The sequence below is a fragment of the Micromonospora sp. NPDC050495 genome (genome assembly GCF_040655175.1).
GTDB lineage: Bacteria > Actinomycetota > Actinomycetes > Mycobacteriales > Micromonosporaceae > Micromonospora.
In genome coordinates, this window is the sequence record NZ_JBFAJK010000015.1 from 95,492 (window position 1) to 109,534 (window position 14,043).

Sequence of the window (14,043 nt, forward strand, 5' to 3'; positions counted from 1 at the left end):
CGGTCGCCCGCCGGTCCTCCGGCGGGCGACCAGGCCCATCCGTCGGAATCTGTGAAAGGAGTCACCCGATGCGTCTGGGAACCCGGGCCGTCGCCATGGCGGCCTGCGCCGCCACCGCGCTGGCCGTGTCCGCGCCGGCCCGCGCCACCGAGGGCAACGCCGTGTCGCACCGCACGGGCTCGCCGCTGAGCGTGCCCGCCGACCGGCTGGCCGCGAGCCTGACCTGCAGTCCCGGGGTGACGCACGCCCGCCGCGCGCCGGTGCTGCTGCTCGCGTCCACCGCGCTCAACACCGGCGAGAACTACGCCTGGAACTGGCAGCGGACGCTGACCCGGGAGGGCATTCCCTGGTGCGCCAGCGATCCCGCCGGCAGCGAGTGGGCGAACCACAACATGGAGGACATCCAGGTCCGGGCCGAGTACGTGGTGTACGCGATCCGGACGATGAACCGGCTCTCCGGCCACCGGGTCAGCGTCATGGGGCACAGCCAGGGCGGCATGGTCGCCCGCTGGGCCCTGCGGTTCTGGCCCGACACCCGGCAGCGGGTGGACGACGTGATCGGCCTGGCGCCGACGAACCACGGCACCGCCCTGGGCACCGCCCTGTGCGCGGACTACTGCGCCCCGGCCGGCTGGCAGCAGCGGGTCGGCTCCCGGTTCTACGCCGCGCTGAACTCCGGGCAGGAGACCTTTCCCGGGATCTCGTACACGGTGATCCGCTCCGACGCGGACCCGCTGGTCCCGCCGGAGACGGCGGACTTGACCGGGCCGGGCCGGATCGCGAACGTGCGGCTGCAGGACCGTTGCCCCGGCGACACCTCCGACCACCTCACGGTGGGCACGATCGACCCTGTGGCCGAGGCGGTCGCCTTGGACGCGCTGCGCCACCCCGGGCCGGCGCGCTGGCAGCGGGTCGACCCGGCGGTCTGCGAGCGCACCCTGATGACCGGCATCGACCCGCGGACCTTCCCGGACGACGTGGCCCGGATGGGCGGGGTCTTCAACCACTACTTCGACACCGCCCCGAAGGTGACGGCGGAGCCGCCGCTGGCCTGGTACGCCAGCTCGGCGGCCGGTTCCGGGAGCTGAGCCACCGTCCGGCGGCGTCCCGGGCGGTGGAACATCCACGGGAAGGTCTTGCGCAGAGCGTGACCATTCGGATACACCTCCAATAGTCGTTGGAATAGATAACCTGCGAGACGACAACCGTACGGAAGGCGGCGGCGAGCACAATGGAGATTCGACTGACCGAGGTCACCGTCGCCCTGTCCGCCCACCGCCCGCCCGTGCTCGACGGGATCGACCTGACCGTCACCGACGGCCAGCAGGTGGCCCTGCTCGGCCCTTCCGGAGCGGGGAAAAGCACCCTGCTGCGGGTGGTCCTCGGCGCCGTACGCCCGCTCGCCGGCCAGGTCCGGGTGGACGGTCTCGACCCGTACGGACGCGGCGGCGAGGTGACCCGCATCCGGCGCGCCACCGGGATCGTCCGCCAGCGCGACGACCTCGTCCGCGGGCTCAGCGCTCGCGCCAACGTCCTGATGGGCCAGAGCCACCACTGGCGGCTGACCGACTGGCTCGTCGTGCTCCGCGGCCGGGTGCCGCACCGGCACGCCGCCCGGCTGCAGGCGCTGGCCCGGCGGCACGAGGTCGACGCCTTCCTCGACGTACCGATCGAGAACCTGTCCGGCGGGCAACGCCAGCGGGTCGCACTGGTCCGGGCGCTGCTGTCCGCCCCCCGGCTGCTGCTCGCCGACGAGAGCACCAGCGGGCTGGACCCGCGCCGGGCCGAGGAGGCCTTGGCGGACCTGCGGCGCGCGGACGGCGCCACCCTGGTGGTGACCACCCACGACCTCGCCGTGGCCCGCCAGTTCCCGCGGATCATCGCCCTGCGGGAGGGGAGCGTCGTCTTCGACGGCGCCGCCCTGACCGACGACACGGTCCACGAGATCTACGGACGCCGGCCGGTGGGGGTCGGGTCATGACCGCCACCGCCGACATCCCCACCCGTACCGCCCCCGAGCCGCCCGACCGGCGGCGCCGGCGGCGGCCGACGCGCTCGCTGCTGGCCGCCGCTGCTGCCGCCGCCGTGCTGTGGTCGCTGCTCAACACCGACGTCGGCGTTGCGTCCCTCGTCCGCGGCCGGGCCGGCGCCGCCCGGCTGCTCCGCGGGATGTTCCCGCCCGAACTGGACCACGAGCTGCTGTCGCGCGTGGTCACCGCGGTGGTCGAGACACTGCAGATCTCCGTCGCCGCGCTCTTCCTCGGCGCCGTGCTCGGCCTGCCGCTCGCTGTCCTGATGGCGGCGAACGTGCAGACCGCCCGCTGGCTCTCCGCCGGCGCGCGGGCGGTGGCCACCGTCCTGCGGGCGGTGCCGGAGCTGCTCTGGGCCCTGCTGTTCGTGGCGACCGTCGGGCTCGGCCCGGCCGCCGGCGTGTACGCGATCAGCCTGCACGCCGCCGGTCTGCTCGCCAAGCTCTGCTCCGAACAGCTGGAGGCGGTCGACCCGGGCCCGGTGGAGGCGATGCGGCTGACCGGCGCCACCCGCACCGCCACCGCCCTCTTTAGCATCTTCCCCCAGGCCCGGGCGAACGTCGCCTCCCAGCTGCTCTACCAGTGGGAGTGCAACATCCGCAGCTCGGTGGTGATCGGCTTCGTCGGTGCCGGCGGCATCGGCCAGGCCCTCGGCATCGCCATGAACCTCTTCCGTTACCAGCAGATGGCGACCCTGATGGTCGCCGTGGTGGTCCTCGTCGTCGGGGTGGACCGCCTGTCCCGTGCCGTCCGTGGCCGTCTCGGCGCGGCGGCCCCGAACCGTGACCTGCGCTGCAGCATCCGGTTCCCCCAGTCCCTCAGGAGGCAGTCATGAAGATCCTGTTCGTCCTGCACGACCCGCCCTACGGCACCGAGCGCACCTACAACGGCATCCGCTGGGCCCGTCAGATGGTGGACGCCGACGGCGCCAACGAGGTCCGGGTGTTCATGTTCGGCGACGCCGTGGCGGCCACCGCGAGCGGGCAGAAGGTGCCGAACGGCTACTACAACCTGGACAAAATGATCACCGCCTTTACCGACAAGGGCGGCGTGGTTGGCAACTGCGGCGCCTGCATGGACGCCCGCGGCATGGCCGAGGACCGCATCGTGCCGGGCACCCACCGCTCCTCGATGGTCGAACTGGCCGAGTGGACCGCCTGGGCCGACAAGGTCATCAACGTCTGAGGAGGTGCCGACCATGGCGAACACCGTTGTCGTGCTCGGCGCCGGGGTCGGTGGGCTCACCGCCGCCACCCGGCTGCGCGAGCTGCTGCCCGACGACGACCGGGTGGTGCTCGTCGACCGCTCCTTCGACGGCGTGCTCGGCCTGTCCCTGCTCTGGGTCATGCGCGGCTGGCGCGACGCCGAGGAGGTCCGGGTCAAGCCCCGCGAGCTGCCCGGCATCGAGATGCGGCTGGGCACCGTCGAGTCCATCGACGTCACCTCCCGCGCCGTGCTCACCGACCGGGGGGTGCTCACGTACGACGCGCTCGTCATCGCGCTCGGCGCGCAGCTGGCGCCGAGCCGGATCCCGAACCTGACGACCGCCGTCGACGCCGGCTGCGCCGGGGAGTTCTACACCCTCTCCGGGGCCGCCCACCTGAAGGACCGTTTCCTCGACGTGGACACCGGCCGGGTGGCCGTGCTCGTGGCCGGCGTGCCGTTCAAGTGCCCGGCCGCCCCCTTCGAGGGCGCGTTCCTCATCGCCGACCTCCTCCGCGAACGGGGTGTGCGGGACGCGGTCACCATCGACACCTTCACCCCCGACCCGCTGCCCATGGCGGTGGCGGGCCCCGACGTCGGCAAGGCGCTGGTCGGAATGATGGAGGAGCAGGGGATCGGGTTCCACCCCGGCCGCACCATCGACCGCATCGACCTCGCCGGGCAGCGGATGCTCTTCACCGACGACACCGCGGAGCCGTTCGACTTCCTCGTCGCCGTACCGCCGCACCGGCCGTCGGCCGCCGTCGTCTCCACCGGCCTCGGCCCGAACGGCTGGATCCCCGTCGACCCGCGCACGCTGGGCACCGCCGTACCCGGCGTCTGGGCCATCGGGGACACCTCCGCGCTCACCCTGCCCAACGGCAAGCCGCTGCCCAAGGCCGCCGTCTTCGCCGAGGCCGAGGCGGAGGCCGCCGCCGCCGGCGTCGCCCGGCACCTCGGCTACGACGGGCCGGAGCCCTGGTTCACCGGCGAGGGCTCCTGCTACGTCGAGATCGGTGGGCACCGCGCCGCCAAGGGCGCCGGCAACTTCCTCGACCCGCCCGCCCCCGCCGTCACCCTGTACGAACCCTCGACCGCCTACCACCAGGAGAAGCAGCAGCAGGAACGGGACTGGCTGGCCCGCTGGAATACCTGACCACCCCCGGGTACCCGCCGTGCCCGACCAGCGGCACGGCGGCGCCCCACCCACCGCGGAGGTTGACCTTGGCACGACTGGGCATGCTCATCGACCTGAGTACCTGCATCGGATGTCACGCCTGTTCCGTGGCGTGCAAGGCGGAGTTCGACGTGCCGCTCGGCGCGTTCCGCGACACCGTCCACTACGTCGAGTCCGGCACCTATCCCACGGTCACCCGGCACTTCGTCCCGGTGCTCTGCAACCACTGCGAGGACGCCCCCTGCCTGAACGCCTGCCCCACCGACGCGATCAGCCGCCTGCCGGACGGCCAGGTGGTCATCTCGGAGGGCGACTGCAACGTCAACCGGTACTGCATGTCGGCGTGCCCGTACGACGCCATCTACATCGACGAGGACAAGGGCGCGGCGCAGAAGTGCACGTTCTGTGCGCACCGTACGGCCGAGGGGCGGGAACCGGCCTGCGTGTCCGCCTGCCCCACGGGTTGCCGGGTCTTCGGCGACCTCGACGACCCGGACAGCGAGATCTCCCGACGGACGGCGGCGAACCCGACCACCGTCTGGAAGGAGTCCGCCGGCACCTCGCCCCGGGTGCACTACGTCGACCCGCGCAACGCCCTGCCGCTGATCGCCGTCAACGGGGTGCAGGTCGACACCGGCCGGGACCTGTCCGGCCGGCCGGAGGGGCGCCGATGACCGCACCGCTCACCGCCGACCGGCCCTGGGGCGCCCTCGTCGCCGCGTACTTCGTGCTCCTCGGCGTGCCCGCCGGCCTGGGCCTGGTCAGCTGGTGGCTGCGGCGGGCCGGCGGGCCGGGCGGCCGCCTCGGTCGCTACGCCGACCGGGTGTCCGCCGCCGCCCTGGTCGTGATCTCCGTGCTGCTCGTGGTCGATCTCGGCCGGCCCGACCGGTTCTTCCTGATGCTGACCCGCTTCGACAACCTCGGCTCGCCGATCGCGGTGGGCGCCAAGCTCATCGCGGTCGAGTTCGCCCTGCTGGTCGTCGCCGTCTGGGCCGTCGAGCGGCACCGGCGGCTCACTGCCGCCGCACCATCCGTCGACCCGGACGTCGCCGACGCCCCCATGGTCCGGCCGTCGGTCGTCCCGGCACCTCGCGACCGGGACGGCGCATCAGCGGCCCCCGGGAGCGGCGGGACGCCCACCGGCGCCGCCCTGGCCACCACGGCCGGCGTCGCGACCTCCACCGGCGTCGCGACCTCGGCCCGCGTGGTCACGGCAGCCGACGCAGTCGGGGCCCGGCCCGTCGCCGACTCCGCCGGGGCCCGGCCTATCGCTGACTCCGCCGAGGCCCGGCCTGTGGCGGACTCCGCCGGGCTCCGGCCGGTCGGCGGCAGCACCGTCGGGGCCGCCCTGGAGCCGGTGGTCCGCGGGGGGTTGCTCGCCACCAGCTTCGCCCTCGCCCTCTACCCGGCCGCAGTGCTCTCCCGTACCTGGTCCGCGCCGTTGGCCGGCACCAGCGGCGGGGCGCTGCTGTTCCTGCTGACCGCGCTGCTGCTCGGCGCCTCCGTGGTCGGTGTACTGGCGGCCGCCGCGCCGGCGCGGCTGGGCCTCGCCGGCCTGCTGCCCCCGGTCCGCCGGCTGCTGCTCGTCCTGCTCGGCGCGTACGCCGTCGCGCTGGCCTTCGAAGCGCTGAGCCTGCTCGGCGACCCGCGCCGGGCCGGGTCGGTCGACGACCTGACCACCGGGGTCGACGCCGTCTCCTGGTGGGTGGCCGTCGTGGCGGTGGGCCTCGTCGCCCCCGCCGCCGCGCTGCTGGCGGACGGCCGTCGGGCCGTGGTCGGCGGCGCCGCCGTCGCGGTCGCCGTGGGCGCCTGCGCCGCCCGTCTGCTGCTGTTCTACGTCGGAGGGTGACCGTCATGCCGGAAGAAGTCGCAACCGTCCCGACCCCGTCGGCAGAACCCGGGCCACCCCCGGACGGCTGGGCACTCACCCGCCGGGACCTGCTGGTGCTCGGCGGTGTGGCGGCCGGGGCGCTCGCCGGGCTGGCCGGTGCCGAACTGGTCGCCGCCGCCGGCCCGGACGGCGGCGCCGCCGCCTCGTCTCCCGCCGAGCCGGTACGCCGGGTCCCGTCGATGTGCCAGATGTGCACCACCGCCTGCGGCATCATCGGGCACGTCCGGGACGGGCGGCTGGTCGGGGTGGAGGGCAATCCCGAGGACCCGAACAGCCGGGGCGCGGTGTGCGCCAAGGGGGTGGCCGGTCCCTCTGTGCTCTACGACCCGTACCGGCTGCTCTATCCGATGCGGCGGGTCGGCGCGCGGGGCGAGGGACGGTGGCGGCGGATCAGCTGGGAGGAGGCGTACGCCGAGATCGCGGACCGGCTGCGGCCGCTGCGCGAGCAGGGCCGCCCCGAGGAGTTCTTCTTCCAGCAGGGCCGCAACCGCTCCACCGACGCGGTGAACCGGTTCCTCAACGCCTACGGCACCCCGTCCTTCTTCAACCACCGGGCGCTCTGCTCGCTGAACCGCCGCGCCGCCATCCTGGCCACCATCGGCGAGTCGGACTGGGACCTCGGTGACTACGAGAACAGCCGGTACGTCCTCAACTTCGGCAGCAACTGGGCCGAGGCCCACCAGGGACACATCCCGGTCGCCACCCGGATGATGCGAGCCCGGTCGACCAACGGGGCCAAGATCGTCACCTTCGACGCCCGGCTGTCCAACACGGCGGCCCTCTCCGACGAGTGGTTCTGCGTCAAGCCCGGCACCGACGGCCTGATCGCGCTGGCCATGAGCAACGTCATCTGCGCGGAGGAGCTGTGGGACCGGGAGTGGTTCGACCGCTGGTCCAACGTCCCCGCCCAGGAGTACGCCCGCCACGTCGCCCGGTACACCCCGGAGTACGCGGAGGCGGAGAGCGGCGTACCGGCGACGGCGATCCGGCGGATCGCCCGGGAGTTCGCCGCCGCGGCGCCCCGCTGCACCACCATCTGCAACCGGGGCTCGGCGGCGCACCGCAACGGCTTCTACAACGACCGCGCGATCACTGTGCTGAACGCGCTGGTGGGCAACATGGGCCAGGTCGGCGGTTGGTGCTGGCACCCGAAGGCGGCCTGGGACACCAAGGCGCTGCCGGAACCGGAGCCGGTCCCGCCCAAGCCGTCCGGGCGCAGCCTGATCGCCGAGGCGAAGGGCTGGCCGCTGGCGAACGCCTGGAAGAAGAACCAGATGAAGGTCGCCGAGATCGTCTACCTGTGGATCAAGGAGGGGCGGCAGAAGGCCTCGGCGCTGATGACCTACAACTGCGACCAGGCCTGGTCCTTCCCGGACACCCGGCTGATCCGGGAGGTCCTCACCGACACCGACCTGATCCCGTTCCACGTCTGCATCGACGTGATGTACTCGGATACCGCCGACCTCGCCGACATCGTGCTGCCCTGGACCACCTACTTGGAACGGTGGGACATCGACTCCCGCCCGCCGCAGAGCCTGGTGGACTACGTCGGGCTGCGCCAGCCCATGGTGGCCCCGCTGGGGGAGGCCAAGGACATCCGGGAGATCTTCCCCGAGCTGGCCCGCCGCCTCGGCGGCGGGATGGAGAAGTACTACCCGTGGAACTCCGTCGAGGAGTACCTGACCGAGTACTTCGCCCCGGTGCCCGGCGGTCTGGACCACATGCGCCGGCACGGCGTCTGGCAGGACCCGGCCAAGCAACCCGCGTACCGGCCGTACGAGCGGGAACTCGCCGCCGACGAGCTGGCGGGATCGCGGACCGACCCGAAGACCGGCATCATCCACCAGGGCACCGACCCGAAGACCGGGAAGCCGGTCGCGATCGGCATTATGGTCGACGGCGTGCCCCGCCGCGGGTTCCCCACCCCGTCGCGGAAGGTCGAGGTGCGCAGCGCCTTCGTCGCCGACCGGGGCGACGAGGTCGGCGTGCCGGTCCAGCCGCTGCCGGTGTACGAGCCGATTCCGGCCCACCAGCGGGACTTCGCCCCCGACGAGCTCATCATGATCAGCTTCAAGTGGAACGTGCACAACGCCCACAGGACGAGCCAGTCCAAGTGGCTCCAGGAGATCGTGCACACCAACCCGGCGTGGCTCAACCCCGCCACCGCGCAGCGCCTGGGCCTGCGCGAGGGGGACTGGATCGAGGCCACCGGGCACCGCCCCGACGACCGGCAGGTGCCCGGCGGCGACGGGGGAGCGGTGGGCAGCATCCGCACCCGGGTGCACCTGACCCACGGGGTGCACCCGCAGGTCATCGCGATCTCGCACAACGCCGGCCGGCGTCAGGGCGGCGCGTTCGCCACCAACGGCGCCGACCGGATCGGCCAACCCGGCTACGGGCGCAGCGCCGACCCGGATCAGGGCCGGGTCTGGTGGAGCGGCGCCCTGTCGGTCGCGCAGAACACCATCATGCCGATCTACCCGGACCCGGTCTCTGGCCAGCAGGCGTACCACGACACCATCGTCACGGTGCGGCGGGTATGAGCGCCCCCGTCGACGCCGCCGTCCAGCGGGCGGTCGCGGCGAGCTGGCGGCTCGCCACCCGGACCTTCGCCGTCGAGGTCGACCCGCCGTTCTACACGGCCCTGCTGCGGCTCTCCGCCGAGGCCGGCCTGCGCGACACGGGGCTGGACCTGGTGGACGACCGGCTGCGCGCGCTGCCCCAAGAGCGCGCGCTGGAGGACCTTGCCGTGGAGTACGTCCGGCTCTTCGTCGGTCCGCGTCCGCTGGTGCCGCCGTACGCCTCCGCCCGGTCGGGCCGGGCGCTGGGCGTCGGCGCCCGGCAGGCGCTGGAGGGGTTCCTCGCCGCGTACCGGCTGCGGCCCGCCCTTCCCGCCGGGGCGCCGATCGTCGCCGTGGACCACGTGGCCGTCGTGTGCGGGCTGTTGGACCGACTGCACAGCGCGGCGGCGGGCGACCCCGAGGGGGCACTGGACCGGGCCGCCGCCCACGCGGCGATCGAGGAGCTGCACCGGAGCGCCTTGCTGAGCTGGGTGCCGGAGCTGCTCACCGACGTGGCCGCGGGCGCCCGGTGTGGCCCGTACGCGCCGGTGGCCCGGATCGTCCTGCCGCTGCTGCCCTGACGCAGACGTGGAACGGGGTGCCGACGGTCCGCGCCGGCACCCCGGGTCTGCGAGTCAGGTGTAATAGGACGGCTGCGGCAGCTCGCCGAGGAGCGCGTAGCGGCCGACCTCCCGCCGCTTGTACGCCGCCGGATCGTGCAGGCTGTGGGTACGCAGGTTGCGCCAGAACCGGTCGTGGCCGTACCGGGCGGCGGTGGCCCGGGCGCCCATCACGTCGAACATCCGGGAGCAGACGTCCAGCCCGTCCTGGATGATGCGCTGCTTCGCCGCCGAGATCCGGACCGCCGTCTCCCCGCGCTGCTGCCAGGTCACCGCCTCGCGCGGGCCGTGCAGGAGGGTGGCGAGCTCCTCGTTCACCGTGTCGATCAACGACTCCGTCGCCCACAGCCGGGACCGGAAGTCGCCGTACGTCTCGAGGATGTACCACTCGTCGGTCGCCGACTCCTTGTCGTCCCCGCCGTACGGCCAGGGCCGGGTCGTGGTGCGGGTGTACTCGGCGGCGGTCGCCAGGGCGCCCTCGGCGATGCCCTGGTACAGGTTGGTCATGATCAGCTGCAGGGTGAGCAGCGAGAGGCTGTTGTACGGCATCGGGTGCGCCATCTTGTCGACGTAGCCGATCGCCGCGCTCCACGGCAGCCGCACACCGCTGACCGTTACGGTGCCAGACTCGGTCAGCCGCTGGCCCATGTTGTCCCAGTCCTGGTGGTAGACCAGGGACTTGGCGTCGACGATGACGAAGACGGGCCGGCCGTCGGGCAGGCTGCCGGCGAGGCAGGTCCGGTCGGAGACCCCGCTGCCGGAGGCGAAGGTCTTACGCCCGTCGAGCCGGATGGTGTCACCCTCGTCGGTGACGACCAGGTCCTTGTCCCGCGGGTTGATCGCGCCACTGTAGAAGTGACAGTTGCGGGTGTACCTCTCCTCCTCCTCGGCGATCTGCTCCTGGGTGCCGAAGAAGCGGACGGCCCACGACCAGAGGTAGTGGTAGCCGAGCAGCTGGCCGATCGAACCGTCCGCCCTGGACACCTCCCGGCAGACGCGTAGCGCGGTCGTCCACGCCTCGCCGCCGCCGTGCTCCCGGGGCCCGAGGAGGGTGACCAGCCCGGAGTCCTTCAGCAACTGGACCTCCGCGTGCGGCGGCCGGCCCAGCCGGTCCCGCTCGGCCGCGTCGAGGGACAACATCCGGGCCACCTCACGGGCGCGGACGAGCCATTCGTCCGGGGTACGGGGAGTGACGTCGAACCGGTTGGTGGTCGGGTTCTGTGTGGTGGTCATCGCTCTCGGCTCCTGTCCGTCTCAGGATGTGTCGGGCGTGGACGGCGCGAGCGTCAGCGCTGCTCGGCCGGGCGGCGGGTGGCGGTGGCCAGCCAGGCCGGCACCTCGACCAGGTCGCCTGGCGACGCCCGCAGGACCCGGCCGACGGTCTCGTTGGGCACCCGTTCGAGCAGGGTCTCCCGGTCGAGGTCACGTACCTGCCAGCCGGCCGCGGCCAGCTCGGCGGTGAGGGTCTCCGGGCTGAGGCCCTCCGGACCGAACCGGGGCGCGTCCGCGGAGAGCGCCAGGACGTGCAGGGTCGCGTCCCGGAGGGTGAGCTCGTGCAGCGAGCGCAGGTAGCGGCCGCGGTCCGGGGCGTCGAGCACGTGCAGGGCGCCGCAGTCCACCACGGCGTCGAACCAGCCGGCGAAGCGGGTGAGCGCGGTTAGGTCGGCGACCTCGAACCGGACCGGCAGCGCGCGGCTGGCGGCCTTGCGGCGGGCCTGATCGACGGCGGCCGGGGAGAGGTCGCAACCCACCACCTCCACCACGTGGCCGGCGAGGTAGAGGGCGAGGTCACCGGTGCCGCAGCCGGCGTCGAGGACCCGCCCGTACCGCAGCTCGCCGCGCTCGTACAGTCGGACGAAGGCGGGCTGCGGGACACCGACGTCCCAGGGCGGGAAGTCCAACGGGCCCTCGCCCCGGTAGACGGCGTCGAACCAGTCCAATGTAAACGCGCTCATCGGGGCGTGACCTCCTGCGACGGCGGGAACGGGCTCGTCAGGTGAGTATTGGTTGAAAAAGCTATAGCGATCTGAAGCTAACCCTAGGGATGCCGTGCGCCGGGCGTCAAGCGTCCCGGCGCAGGTCAGCAAGATCCGAGGGTGCGGCGTGTGGGCGGCGGCTCGGCGGGAAAGCAAGTCTCGTGCCGAGACTTTCCGACAGTGATCGCTTCCGAAAGCTGGCGCTAACGTAAGCCGGCACCTAGACTTGGCCGGGCAGCCGAACCGAAACCCTGTGAGGAGTGGTCATGGGACAGCCAGTCGCCTGGTTCGAGATCGCCGTCAAGGACGGTGCCAAGTCGCGCCAGTTCTACGCCGATCTCTTCGATTGGAAGCTCAACTACGTCGAGCAGATGAACTACGCGATGATCGACACCGGGGGCGAGGGCATTCCGGGCGGCATCGGGACGGCCGGCGACGGCCGTACCTCGGGCGTACTGATCTACGTGGTCGTCGACGACATTAACGCCGCGTTGAAGAAGGTGGGGTCCCTCGGCGGCAAGACCGAGGTAAAGCCCTACGAGATCCCCGGCACCGGCCACCTCGCCGTCTTCAGCGACGTGGAGGGCAACCGGATGGGTCTCTGGCAGCGCGTCTGACCCGCGGGCTAGGGTTTCCGTGATGCCCAGTCAAGGACCCGCTCAGGACGTCGACGCCGTGTTCCGTGCCATCGGGGAGCCGCGCCGTCGGGCCATCCTGGCTCTGGTCGCGCCGACCGAGCTGTCGGCCGGGGAGATCGCTCAGCAGTTCGAGGTCACCCGGGCGGCGGTGTCGCAGCACCTCCAGGTGCTCAAGGAGGCTCGGCTGGTGACCGAGCGGCGGGAGGGGACCCGGCGTCTCTACCGGGCCAGCGAGACCGGGCTTTCGGAACTGCGGGCCTTCCTCGAGGCGCTGTGGCGCCAGCGGATGGAGGCGGCCCGCGACATCGTGGAGGACACCGGCCGCGAAGAGGGCGGCGTGGCGGCTGCCAGCTAGGAATTCTGGCAAACTGATCGGCATGGCCGCCGCCGATGCCGTGAGATGCCCCGCCGATGACACCGTCGAGCCGATCCGGCAGGCGGTGATGGTCGAGGCGACGCAGGAACGGACCTTCAACACCTTCGTCGGGCAGCTCGCCGAGTGGTGGCCGATCCAGACCCGGGTCCTGTCGCCGGGCGCGGTGCGCGACGTGGTCGTCGAGACCCGCCTCGACGGGCGCATTTACGAGGTTCGTGAGGACGGCAGTCAGTCCGACTGGGGACGGATCACGTCCTGGCGCCCACCGGAGTCGCTCTCCTTCACCTGGGAGGTGACTCCCGGGCCGGAGTTCACCGAGGTGGAGATCCGCTTCCAGCGGCTCGGTCCGGCCCTGACCCGCGTCACGGTGACCCACCACGGCTGGGAACGCCTCGGCCCGGCCCTGTCCGACAGGTACGACAAGTTCGCCAACGGCTGGCCAGGCATCCTGCGCCGGTTCGCGGCGTTCGTCGAGGGCAGCACCTCCGGCAGTCCCGCACTGCCGGAGGTGCCGCCCTGCTGAGCGCCCCCGGTCCCGACGCCGGCCGGCGCACACTCCTCGCAGCCTGCCGCGTCGCTTGACAGTCTCCGATCGTCACTGAATACGATCGATATCTCAAGCGACGCAGACGGCGGGGGTTGAGGCGTGATGCCCGATGACGAGCCGTGGCGGCTGACCGCTCCACCGGGGTGCGGGTCGACGCTCGGGATCCCCGACGACGTGGGACCACTGCGGTCGCGGGCGTCTCACGAGCCGTTCCCGGATCAGCGTCCGGAGGACCCGCTGTCGGTGCCCGAGTCGACCGGCGAGGCATCCGGCCGGCGAGAGGACCGGGTGGTCCCGCGGCCGCGCGCGACCACCAGGCCGACGATCGGCATCGTGGGCTGCGGGGCGATGGGTTCCGCCCTGGCACGGCTCTTCGCCGCCGGCGCCTTCCCGGTCCGCCTCACCAGCCGGCGGCCCAGCAGCGCCCGTCGGCTCGCCGACGCCGTGCCGGGCGCCCGCGCCGGTGATCCCCGCTGGCTCGCCGCCCGGGCCGACGTGATCCTGCTGGCCACCCCGGTTCTCGCCGACTACCGGCAGCTCGCCCGCGACCTCGGACCGGCGCTGGCCGGCACCCCGGTCATCGACATGTCCAACCCAGGGCTGAGCCGGGGCGGAACGCCCGCCGGCGTCTGCTCGGGAGCCGAGTTCGTCGCCTCGGCGTTCCCGCCCCGCACCGTGGTGAAGGCGCTCAACTGCCTGTCGCCGCGGCAGATCGCCGGGCTCGACCAGGGCGGTCGGGTGGTGGTGCCGGTCGCCGGCGACGACGGCGCCCCCAAGCGGCGGGCGATGGCCGTCCTGACCGAGGCCGGGTTCGAGGTGGCCGACACCGGCCCGCTCTCCAACAGCAGGTGGATCGAGGCGTTGACCGAGATCCTGGTCAAGGTGGGCCGGACGGAGGGGGTCGGGCAGGCGGTGGTGTCCCTGCTCGGCCAGCTGCACGCCTACGACGCGGCGGGGAAGAACATCTCCGGCGGGTGAACCCGACGACGACGCCGCCCGGCCGATCGGCCGGGCGGCGTCGCCG

15 protein-coding genes are annotated in these 14,043 nt (G+C 72.8%); 13 read left to right on the top strand and 2 right to left on the bottom strand.

The window, feature by feature from the left end:
• The first annotated feature begins 68 nt into the window (after positions 1-68).
• The 9 genes from AB0I11_RS17410 to AB0I11_RS17450 all read left to right on the top strand — a co-directional run bounded on the left by AB0I11_RS17410 (position 69) and on the right by AB0I11_RS17450 (position 9,443).
• Positions 69-1,088: a lipase gene (locus AB0I11_RS17410; protein WP_357320729.1), complete on the top strand. Its 1,020-nt coding sequence runs from the start codon at positions 69-71 to the stop codon at positions 1,086-1,088.
• A gap of 143 nt (positions 1,089-1,231) precedes the next feature.
• On the top strand, positions 1,232-1,981 hold the full coding sequence (locus AB0I11_RS17415) for an ATP-binding cassette domain-containing protein (protein WP_357320732.1): 750 nt from the start codon (positions 1,232-1,234) through the stop codon (positions 1,979-1,981).
• Positions 1,978-2,865, top strand: coding sequence for a phosphonate ABC transporter, permease protein PhnE (phnE, locus tag AB0I11_RS17420; RefSeq protein WP_357320735.1), 888 nt, complete (start codon positions 1,978-1,980; stop codon positions 2,863-2,865). Before AB0I11_RS17415 ends, phnE begins: the two co-directional genes overlap by 4 nt.
• Positions 2,862-3,215, top strand: coding sequence for a DsrE family protein (locus AB0I11_RS17425; RefSeq protein ID WP_357320738.1), 354 nt, complete (start codon positions 2,862-2,864; stop codon positions 3,213-3,215). Before phnE ends, AB0I11_RS17425 begins: the two co-directional genes overlap by 4 nt.
• A 13-nt stretch (positions 3,216-3,228) precedes the next feature.
• A complete protein-coding gene (locus tag AB0I11_RS17430; protein ID WP_357320741.1) occupies positions 3,229-4,389 on the top strand; it encodes an FAD/NAD(P)-binding oxidoreductase in 1,161 nt (386 codons plus the stop codon).
• A 128-nt stretch (positions 4,390-4,517) separates the two neighbouring features.
• Positions 4,518-5,084: a 4Fe-4S dicluster domain-containing protein gene (locus AB0I11_RS17435; RefSeq protein WP_357320744.1), complete on the top strand. Its 567-nt coding sequence runs from the start codon at positions 4,518-4,520 to the stop codon at positions 5,082-5,084.
• Positions 5,081-6,259, top strand: a complete 1,179-nt coding sequence (nrfD, locus tag AB0I11_RS17440; RefSeq protein ID WP_357320747.1) for an NrfD/PsrC family molybdoenzyme membrane anchor subunit — start codon at positions 5,081-5,083, stop codon at positions 6,257-6,259. The genes AB0I11_RS17435 and nrfD overlap by 4 nt, the downstream gene beginning before the upstream one ends.
• 5 nt (positions 6,260-6,264) lie before the next feature.
• Positions 6,265-8,844 carry a molybdopterin-dependent oxidoreductase gene (locus AB0I11_RS17445; protein WP_357320750.1) on the top strand — a complete coding sequence of 860 codons (2,580 nt, stop codon included), beginning with the start codon at positions 6,265-6,267 and terminating at the stop codon, positions 8,842-8,844.
• Complete coding sequence (locus AB0I11_RS17450; RefSeq protein ID WP_357320754.1) at positions 8,841-9,443, top strand: molecular chaperone TorD family protein; 603 nt, start codon at positions 8,841-8,843, stop codon at positions 9,441-9,443. The genes AB0I11_RS17445 and AB0I11_RS17450 overlap by 4 nt, the downstream gene beginning before the upstream one ends.
• A gap of 54 nt (positions 9,444-9,497) precedes the next feature.
• Here AB0I11_RS17450 and AB0I11_RS17455 read toward each other — a convergent pair whose 3' ends face one another.
• Together AB0I11_RS17455 and AB0I11_RS17460 are read right to left on the bottom strand one after the other, a co-directional pair.
• Positions 9,498-10,715 carry an acyl-CoA dehydrogenase family protein gene (locus AB0I11_RS17455; protein WP_357320757.1) on the bottom strand — a complete coding sequence of 406 codons (1,218 nt, stop codon included), beginning with the start codon at positions 10,713-10,715 and terminating at the stop codon, positions 9,498-9,500.
• A gap of 53 nt (positions 10,716-10,768) precedes the next feature.
• Positions 10,769-11,437 carry a class I SAM-dependent methyltransferase gene (locus tag AB0I11_RS17460; RefSeq protein WP_357320760.1) on the bottom strand — a complete coding sequence of 223 codons (669 nt, stop codon included), beginning with the start codon at positions 11,435-11,437 and terminating at the stop codon, positions 10,769-10,771.
• 287 nt (positions 11,438-11,724) lie between these two features.
• On the opposite strand from AB0I11_RS17460, the gene AB0I11_RS17465 reads away from it, so the two are divergent.
• The 4 genes from AB0I11_RS17465 (at position 11,725) to AB0I11_RS17480 (ending at position 13,997) form a co-directional block, all read left to right on the top strand.
• Positions 11,725-12,075 (top strand): VOC family protein, encoded by a 351-nt coding sequence (locus AB0I11_RS17465; protein ID WP_357320763.1) that lies wholly within the window; start codon positions 11,725-11,727, stop codon positions 12,073-12,075.
• Positions 12,076-12,097: 22 nt separating this feature from the next.
• Entirely contained in the window at positions 12,098-12,451 is a 354-nt protein-coding gene (locus AB0I11_RS17470) for a metalloregulator ArsR/SmtB family transcription factor (protein ID WP_357320766.1), read from the top strand.
• A 22-nt stretch (positions 12,452-12,473) separates the two neighbouring features.
• Positions 12,474-12,995, top strand: a complete 522-nt coding sequence (locus AB0I11_RS17475) for an SRPBCC domain-containing protein (protein WP_357320769.1) — start codon at positions 12,474-12,476, stop codon at positions 12,993-12,995.
• Positions 12,996-13,121: 126 nt separating this feature from the next.
• Positions 13,122-13,997 carry an NAD(P)-binding domain-containing protein gene (locus AB0I11_RS17480; protein WP_357320772.1) on the top strand — a complete coding sequence of 292 codons (876 nt, stop codon included), beginning with the start codon at positions 13,122-13,124 and terminating at the stop codon, positions 13,995-13,997.
• The last annotated feature ends 46 nt before the right edge of the window (positions 13,998-14,043 follow it).

Coding starts and splice junctions, on each gene's coding strand:
- nrfD (WP_357320747.1), top strand. CDS start 5,081: ATGACCGCACCGCTCACCGCCGACCGGCCCTGGGGCGCCCTCGTCGCC.
- AB0I11_RS17425 (WP_357320738.1), top strand. CDS start 2,862: ATGAAGATCCTGTTCGTCCTGCACGACCCGCCCTACGGCACCGAGCGC.
- AB0I11_RS17480 (WP_357320772.1), top strand. CDS start 13,122: ATGCCCGATGACGAGCCGTGGCGGCTGACCGCTCCACCGGGGTGCGGG.
- AB0I11_RS17415 (WP_357320732.1), top strand. CDS start 1,232: ATGGAGATTCGACTGACCGAGGTCACCGTCGCCCTGTCCGCCCACCGC.
- AB0I11_RS17455 (WP_357320757.1), bottom strand. CDS start 10,715: ATGACCACCACACAGAACCCGACCACCAACCGGTTCGACGTCACTCCC.
- AB0I11_RS17460 (WP_357320760.1), bottom strand. CDS start 11,437: ATGAGCGCGTTTACATTGGACTGGTTCGACGCCGTCTACCGGGGCGAG.
- AB0I11_RS17465 (WP_357320763.1), top strand. CDS start 11,725: ATGGGACAGCCAGTCGCCTGGTTCGAGATCGCCGTCAAGGACGGTGCC.
- AB0I11_RS17450 (WP_357320754.1), top strand. CDS start 8,841: ATGAGCGCCCCCGTCGACGCCGCCGTCCAGCGGGCGGTCGCGGCGAGC.
- AB0I11_RS17475 (WP_357320769.1), top strand. CDS start 12,474: ATGGCCGCCGCCGATGCCGTGAGATGCCCCGCCGATGACACCGTCGAG.
- phnE (WP_357320735.1), top strand. CDS start 1,978: ATGACCGCCACCGCCGACATCCCCACCCGTACCGCCCCCGAGCCGCCC.
- AB0I11_RS17470 (WP_357320766.1), top strand. CDS start 12,098: ATGCCCAGTCAAGGACCCGCTCAGGACGTCGACGCCGTGTTCCGTGCC.
- AB0I11_RS17410 (WP_357320729.1), top strand. CDS start 69: ATGCGTCTGGGAACCCGGGCCGTCGCCATGGCGGCCTGCGCCGCCACC.
- AB0I11_RS17430 (WP_357320741.1), top strand. CDS start 3,229: ATGGCGAACACCGTTGTCGTGCTCGGCGCCGGGGTCGGTGGGCTCACC.
- AB0I11_RS17445 (WP_357320750.1), top strand. CDS start 6,265: ATGCCGGAAGAAGTCGCAACCGTCCCGACCCCGTCGGCAGAACCCGGG.